Origin of the sequence: uncultured Fretibacterium sp. (genome assembly GCF_938040765.1) — a bacterium.
Lineage (GTDB): Bacteria > Synergistota > Synergistia > Synergistales > Aminobacteriaceae > CAJPSE01.
Map to the genome: position 1 here is coordinate 1 of NZ_CALIAA010000177.1, position 6,649 is coordinate 6,649.

Consider the following 6,649-nt stretch of genomic DNA (forward strand, 5'->3'; position numbering starts at 1 on the left):
AGGATGGAAATAAAATACGATAAAGAAGGAACGATGGGAAAGGGGGTAGCAAGAGATGAAGCAGGCATCCGTAAACCTCACCGAATGCATGAAGCGCCTCCAAACGAAGGATCGGTACCGCGAATTTTTCTTCTCTCTTCGCTGACATGAAGGGGGCATTCATCCTCGTCGCAGGAGCAACCACTTCCATAAAGTCAGGAATCGCCGCGTATATCATTGTCTTAAGGTGCAGGATAACATGAAGTGCCCCGCGATTGCAACGACGTGGATTCACCCATAAATTGCACGACTTAAACGGCAAGAGCTGATAAAGGATCCAGCAAAGGGAATTACCATGATGCAATAGGAGGCACTTCACATGAAACAGGATAGTCTATATTGGCATCCCCTCTACTCCGGCGGGAAATGAATGGCCTGCCCCCATGTAGCCATCGCCGCTTCGGGAAAGGCTTCCGAGACAGTTGGGTGCGGATGAATGGTGGAGATCAGCTCTTCAAGCGTCGCCTCCAAGCGAAGCGCCAAGCCCCCCTCCGCAATCATGTCCGTTGCGGGGCCACCAACCATGTGGACACCCAACACCTCGTCATACTGCTCGTCCGAGACGATCTTGACCATCCCAGCCGCATCGTTCGTAATGATGCTCTTGCCATTTCCCGCCAGGGGAAAACGCCCAACCTGAACCTTGTGGCCGCGTTTCCTGGCTTCCTCCTCGCTCAATCCGACCGAGGCTACGGCCGGCGACGTGTAGATAGCACTGGGCACAGTCTTGTAATCCATATGGACCTTATGCCCGTCCTCCAGCAGGATATTTTCCGCCGCAACCTCGCCTTCGCGCTCGGCCACATGCGCCAGCATGATTGGGCTGGTGCAGTCCCCCACCGCATAGACGCCCGGCACGCAAGTCTCCATCCGTGCATTCGTGACCACACGTCCGCGTTGAACCTCCACGCCGATCTCCTCCAGGCCCAGGCCCCGCGTCACGGGACGCCGGCCCGTAGCGACCAACACCCGCTCGGCTGAGAGGCGCTTCATCTCCCCGCCTGCATCGACCTCCAACACATAACCGTTCCCATCACGCGCGACACGCCCCAGGCGTGCCCCCGTATAAATGGACACTCCGCGCCCCTCGAGAGACTTACGCAGGATCCCAGCTATCTCCGCATCAACGTTCGGAAGGATCTGGGGCAACATCTCCACAATCGTAACCTCCACGCCAAACGCTGCGAAGACGGAGGCGAACTCAACTCCGATGACGCCTCCGCCCGCAATGGCGATACTGCGAGGCAGGGACTCCAGAGACAGAGCCCCGTCGCTCGTAAGGATTCCGGGCAAGTCCAAACCCGGAACGGGCGGCATCGATGGCTCGGACCCCGACGCAACGATAATGGCGTCCGCCTCGAGACGACGACCCTCCACCTCCAGGGCACGAGGCCCTGCCAGACGGGCGGTCCCTGAGATCAACGTCACTCCGTTGGCCTTCAGGAGGCCGGCTACACCTTCAACCATGTAGTCCACGACATCCTGCTTGCGCTTCAGGATCACGCCCCAGTCAAAGCGGGGAGTATCGGCGTAAATGCCGATCGTCGGCCCCTCCTCCCGGATCGCGGTATAGAGCTCGGCGGCGTGAAGGAGAACCTTTGTGGGTATACACCCCACATTCAGGCAAGTACCGCCCGGCCGTGCACGTTCGATAACCGTCACCGAGGCACCCAGCTGCGCCGCGCGTATTGCGGCAACATATCCGCCGGGGCCACCCCCGACGACGAGGACTCTTTTCTTCACGAAAAACACTCCTTCGTTTCAAAGGGAAGCCATCTCAAGGACGATGGCTTCGCCCCTCAATCCCGTCACAATCAAATAATCGGCAGGTTACGAATCGTGTCGACCCTGTACGGGCCTCCAATATTTCATCGCTTCAAGCTTTCAGCATCAGAGCCGCTGTCCCATGGAATCTCGAAGCCGACGTCCTTCATCTACAACAGAAACAACTCGGGATTCTCGATGAGTTCCTTCAGCTTCGCCAGCAGCGCCGCGGCATCGGCACCGTCGAGCAAACGATGATCCGCGCTCAGGCAGAAGGAGGCAATGGGGCGGACAACGACCTCCCCCTCCACGACCACCGGTTTCTTCCGGGTCGAACCGACCCCGAGAATTGCGGCCTCCGGCGGGTTGATAATTGGAGTGAAGTTGTCGATCCCTGACATTCCCAGATTGGAGAGGGTGAAGGTCCCGCCCATGGTGTCGTCCGGGGTCAGAGCGCCGCAGCGCGCCCGTTCCACCAAGTCCACGCGAGTCTCTGCAATCTCTTTGAGCCCCTTGTTCTGAACCTCCTTGATGTTGGGGACAATCAGTCCGCCCGGCAACGCGATGGCCAGTCCGATATTCACCGAGCCGTGCAGCACAAATCCAGTGATCCGCCCTTCCTCGACCTGCACCGAGGCATTGGCCATCGGGGTTTCTGCCAGGAGCTTGGCACAGAGCTTCATCAGGATGTCGTTGACCGAGATTCTGACGCCGCCCTTCATCCGATCATTCAAACGCTTACGCAGAGCCTCCAGCTCGCTCATATCGACATCGACGAAGTAGTTGACCGCAGGGATGGTGTTAACGCTCTCAAGCATCCGCTCCCCGATGATCCGGCGCATCTGCGTGGCGGGAATGACACGGTCGTTCTCGCCCAAGCCCATCGAAGCGATAGACGCTGCCACGTCGGCCTTCATCAGGCGTCCCGAGGCTCCAAGCGAAGCGAGATCCAATCCCGCTTCCCGCGCCATCCGCGAAGCGACGGGTGAAGCCTTGGCGGTACCCCTTTCCTCAGCATCCAGGACATCCCGCGAAACCACCCAGCCACGCGGGCCCGTTCCCTGTATGGCGGAGAGATCCATCCCCTTTTCCCGCGCCATCCTCTTGGCCTTCGGCGACGCGGCGACGGGACCGGATGCGGGGGCCTGCGCAGCAGGAGTCGGCGCCCCGACAGGACGGGGAGTCGCTGCGGCAGACGCTGCCTTTGGAGATTCAGGGGCAGCAGGAGATCCCGTAGCCTCCGCGGGGACCGCCTCCCCTGCGGCCCCCAGGTATCCGATCGTTCCCCCGACAGGGACATCGACTCCCTCCTTGACGGTAATCGCAAGCAGGACGCCGTCCGCCGGACTCTCCGAGTCCACCGTCAACTTGTCCGTGGCAACGACAAAGAGGATCTCCCCCTTCTTTACCGTGTCGCCGACCTTCTTCTTCCATTCCTTGACCGAGCCGCTGGTCATGGTGAGTCCCAGCTTCGGCATCGTGATTGCAGTAGCCATGATACGCTCCTATAGAATCTTCCGGACAGCGTCGTAGATCGTGTCCGCACTCACTTTATAGGCCTGCTCCAGGGGACGGGCGAACGGCACGGGGGAGAAGGGCGCCCCTACGCGAGCGATCGGCGCGTCCAAGTACTCCAGTCCCTCCTCGCAGATCGTCGCCACAACCTCCGCTGCAAAGCCGCCCTGTTTGACGGCCTCCTGGGCGACACAAAGCCGTCCTGTCTTGGCTACGGACTTCAGGACCGTCTCCTTGTCCCACGGGGAGATCGAGCGCAGGTCTATCAACTCCACACTGACGCCCTCGGCAGCCAGCCGATCCGCGGCTTTGGCCGCATGGTGCATCATCATGGAGTAGGAGACGATCGTCAGATCCGTCCCCTCCCGATCGATACGGGCCTTGCCTATCTCTACAAGGTGTTCCCCCTCCGGCACATCGCCTTTCATGGGGAACAGTCCTTTGTGCTCAAAATAAATGACGGGGTTCTCGTCACGGATAGCGGCCTTCAGCAACCCCTTGGCGTCGGCGGGGTTGGAGGGGATGACCACCTTGAGCCCCGGGATATGGGCAAACCACGCCTCAACGGTCTGTGAGTGCTGGGCTGCGGCTTGATTGATGATTCCATCGGGCGCCCGGAGCACCAGCGGCACGGATTTCTGCGCACCGAACATGTAATACACCTTGGCCATCTGGTTAAAGACCTCGTCCATACACACTCCGATAAAGTCCGCGAAATGCATGTCCGCTACGGGGCGCATCCCGGCCAGGGCAGCGCCTACCGCAGAACCTATGATGGCCGTCTCGGAGATGGGCGTATCCCGAACGCGCTCCAGCCCGAACTTGTCGGGAAGGCCTCGGAACTGCCCGAAAATACCGCCCTGCCGGGCAATGTCCTCCCCCATGACGAACACGCGCTCGTCGCGGCTCATCTCCTCATCCATGGCCTCCAGCGTCGCCTGGGAAAACGTGATGTTCTTCACAGTCATGATCTCTCACACCTCGAATCAAGCATATATCCCGGTCATCAGTTCGGAAGCATCCGGTTCCGGGGACTCCTTAGCGAACTTGAGCGCGGCGGCGATCAGGCCATCCACCTTCTCCTCCATGGACTTCAGGTCATCGGCAGTGTAGACCTTCTCCGCCAGCACCCGTTTCTTGAAGGCCTCGATGGGATCACGCTCTTCGATATTTTTCTGGACCTCCTCGCGCGTCCGATACTTCTCGGGGTCCCCCACGTAGTGCCCTTTGACGCGGTAGGTTTTGCATTCCAGGAAAGCAGGTCCATTCCCGGCACGGATGTGCTCGACAAGTTTCCCTGCCGCTTCATAGACGGAGAAAACGTCATTGCCATCGACGATGAGCGCCGGCATGTCGTAGCCGTAGGCCCTGCGGGATATGTCCGCCACGGAGGTCGCCGTCAAATAGGGCGTAGTGGAAGCGTACTCGTTCATCTCACAGACAAAAAGGAGCGGCAGTTTCCAGACGGAGGCGAAGTTGGCCGCCTCATGGAACGTTCCGCGGTTGCTCGCGCCGTCGCCAAAGAAGACGACGGATATGTCCTTGCGTTTTTGCATCTTCTGTGCCAGAGCCGCCCCGGCCGCCAGGTTATACCCACCGCCGACAACGCCGTTGGCCCCCAGCATCCCCACGCTGAAATCGGCGATGTGCATGGACCCGCCCTTTCCCTTACAACACCCCGTTTTCTTGCCATATATCTCGGCCATCATGCGATTCAGGTCCGCACCCTTGGCCACCGTGTGGCCGTGTCCACGGTGTGTGCTCTCGATATAGTCCTTGTCGGTCAGGTTCGCCATAACGCCTGTGGCGATGGCCTCCTCCCCGATGTAGAGGTGAACGAACCCCGGGATGTTTCCCGCCAGGAAATTTTCCTCCACGGAACACTCGAACTTTCGGATCTTGAGCATCGTCTCGTAGAAGAACTCGAGCCGTCCCCTGTCGTAATCCTTCAGGGGCACCTGTGCAGACATTTTGGTGATATTCGGTGCATCCATTCTTGAACAACCTCCCTTAAAAGTCCTCTACCGGAGACTCCCGTCCCCAAGAATCCCGGAATCTAATCGCCCAACGAAAAGAGGGGCATATCCATCTCCCCGTCCACAGCGCGCGTCAGGGACACCCCGTCCAGGGCATCAATCACGACCTCGGCCGTCACGGCAACGGCCCCTCCGCCCTCCAAGAGATGCCCTCCGAGCACCCGCCCCTTGGGGTCGGTAAAGGCCGCATGAAGGTGAACGACCGTCGTCCCGTCCGACTTCATGACTCCAATCGTCCCGGCGCCGCAGAGCACCTCGATGGGACCCTCCACAACAATGGGGTCGCAATACTTCAAACCCGCCCTTGTACCCGGAGCGACAACAGGATAGACGTAACGCACCTGTCGCAGACTGCCTAAAAGCGTCGTTATCGCACCGGATCGGATGCCCCGCTCCTCGCAGAATGCTCGGATTCCCTCCATAAGGTCTGTCCCGGGCCGGAGCCGAAGAATAAACGTGCGTACCTGGGCCTCCCCTGCATCGAAACGAAGCCCTTTCACAAGCATCACCCCTTTTCCCCTTGTCTGCGGCGCCCGTTTCTGCGCGCCCAGCCATTTCCTTCTTTTCCTACAGAGAATTTTCAGCATCCTCTTGCATGAACTCTCCTGCGGTCAGAGGATCGATGGTGCTGATCAATCGCGACTTTCCAAAGTTGATATGCGCATGTACGGCTGTCAACGCTGCGGGAACATCCGCCGCACGCACAGCAGCCATGATGGCCAGATGCCCCTGAAAGGAGAGCCGAACGCTTTCGGCGTCCCGCAGAATTTTGAGGCCCACGCTCCGAAAACGCTCGGCGATGGAGCGGACCACCGCGGAGATCAAGGAGTTGTCGTACAGCTCGACGAAATAGTTATGAAAAGCGGCATCGTGCACCAGATATTCCTCCACATCCCCAGAAACACAACACGGCCTCTGAAGTTCGATAATCGCCTCCACCTCCGCCATGCGCTGCGGGTTCAATGGCAGACATGCCGCTATGACATACCCCTCCACCGCCGCACGCAGCTCAAGGATCTCTCTTAACGTGGACGTGGTCATCCCCTGAAAGCGGACGCCCTGCCTGGGATAAACGGTTACGAATCCCTCGTTTTGAAGAAGCTGAAGGGCTTCCCGAACGGGTGTTCGGCTCATGACGAGCACATTGGCTATCTCGTTCTCCGAAAGCATCGTCCCGGGCAAAAAGCGCTGCTCCAGAAACATCTCCTTGATTTTTTTATAATAGCACACATGCACAGAAACAAAGCGAAAAGGTACCTAATGACGTACAAAGGAAGCTCCTATGCCTCGATCTC

Annotated in this window: 6 protein-coding genes; all 6 read right to left on the reverse strand. The window is 59.1% G+C overall.

Annotated elements, in window-relative coordinates:
- Positions 1-390: 390 nt before the first annotated feature.
- Positions 391-1,782 carry a dihydrolipoyl dehydrogenase gene (gene lpdA / locus Q0176_RS06245; protein ID WP_299300329.1) on the reverse strand — a complete coding sequence of 464 codons (1,392 nt, stop codon included), beginning with the start codon at positions 1,780-1,782 and terminating at the stop codon, positions 391-393.
- 191 nt (positions 1,783-1,973) lie between these two features.
- Positions 1,974-3,299, reverse strand: a complete 1,326-nt coding sequence (locus tag Q0176_RS06250) for a dihydrolipoamide acetyltransferase family protein (RefSeq protein WP_299300331.1) — start codon at positions 3,297-3,299, stop codon at positions 1,974-1,976.
- Positions 3,300-3,308: 9 nt separating this feature from the next.
- The gene (locus Q0176_RS06255; protein WP_315099311.1) at positions 3,309-4,286 is read right to left on the reverse strand and encodes an alpha-ketoacid dehydrogenase subunit beta; all 978 of its coding nucleotides are present in this window, start codon (positions 4,284-4,286) and stop codon (positions 3,309-3,311) included.
- Between the two features lie 18 nt (positions 4,287-4,304).
- On the reverse strand, positions 4,305-5,312 hold the full coding sequence (locus Q0176_RS06260; RefSeq protein WP_299300333.1) for a thiamine pyrophosphate-dependent dehydrogenase E1 component subunit alpha: 1,008 nt from the start codon (positions 5,310-5,312) through the stop codon (positions 4,305-4,307).
- 62 nt (positions 5,313-5,374) lie between these two features.
- Positions 5,375-5,941, reverse strand: a complete 567-nt coding sequence (locus tag Q0176_RS06265; RefSeq protein ID WP_366797261.1) for a PPC domain-containing DNA-binding protein — start codon at positions 5,939-5,941, stop codon at positions 5,375-5,377.
- The gene (locus Q0176_RS06270; protein WP_366797263.1) at positions 5,922-6,590 is read right to left on the reverse strand and encodes a GntR family transcriptional regulator; all 669 of its coding nucleotides are present in this window, start codon (positions 6,588-6,590) and stop codon (positions 5,922-5,924) included. The genes Q0176_RS06265 and Q0176_RS06270 overlap by 20 nt, the downstream gene beginning before the upstream one ends.
- Positions 6,591-6,649 lie beyond the last annotated feature (59 nt).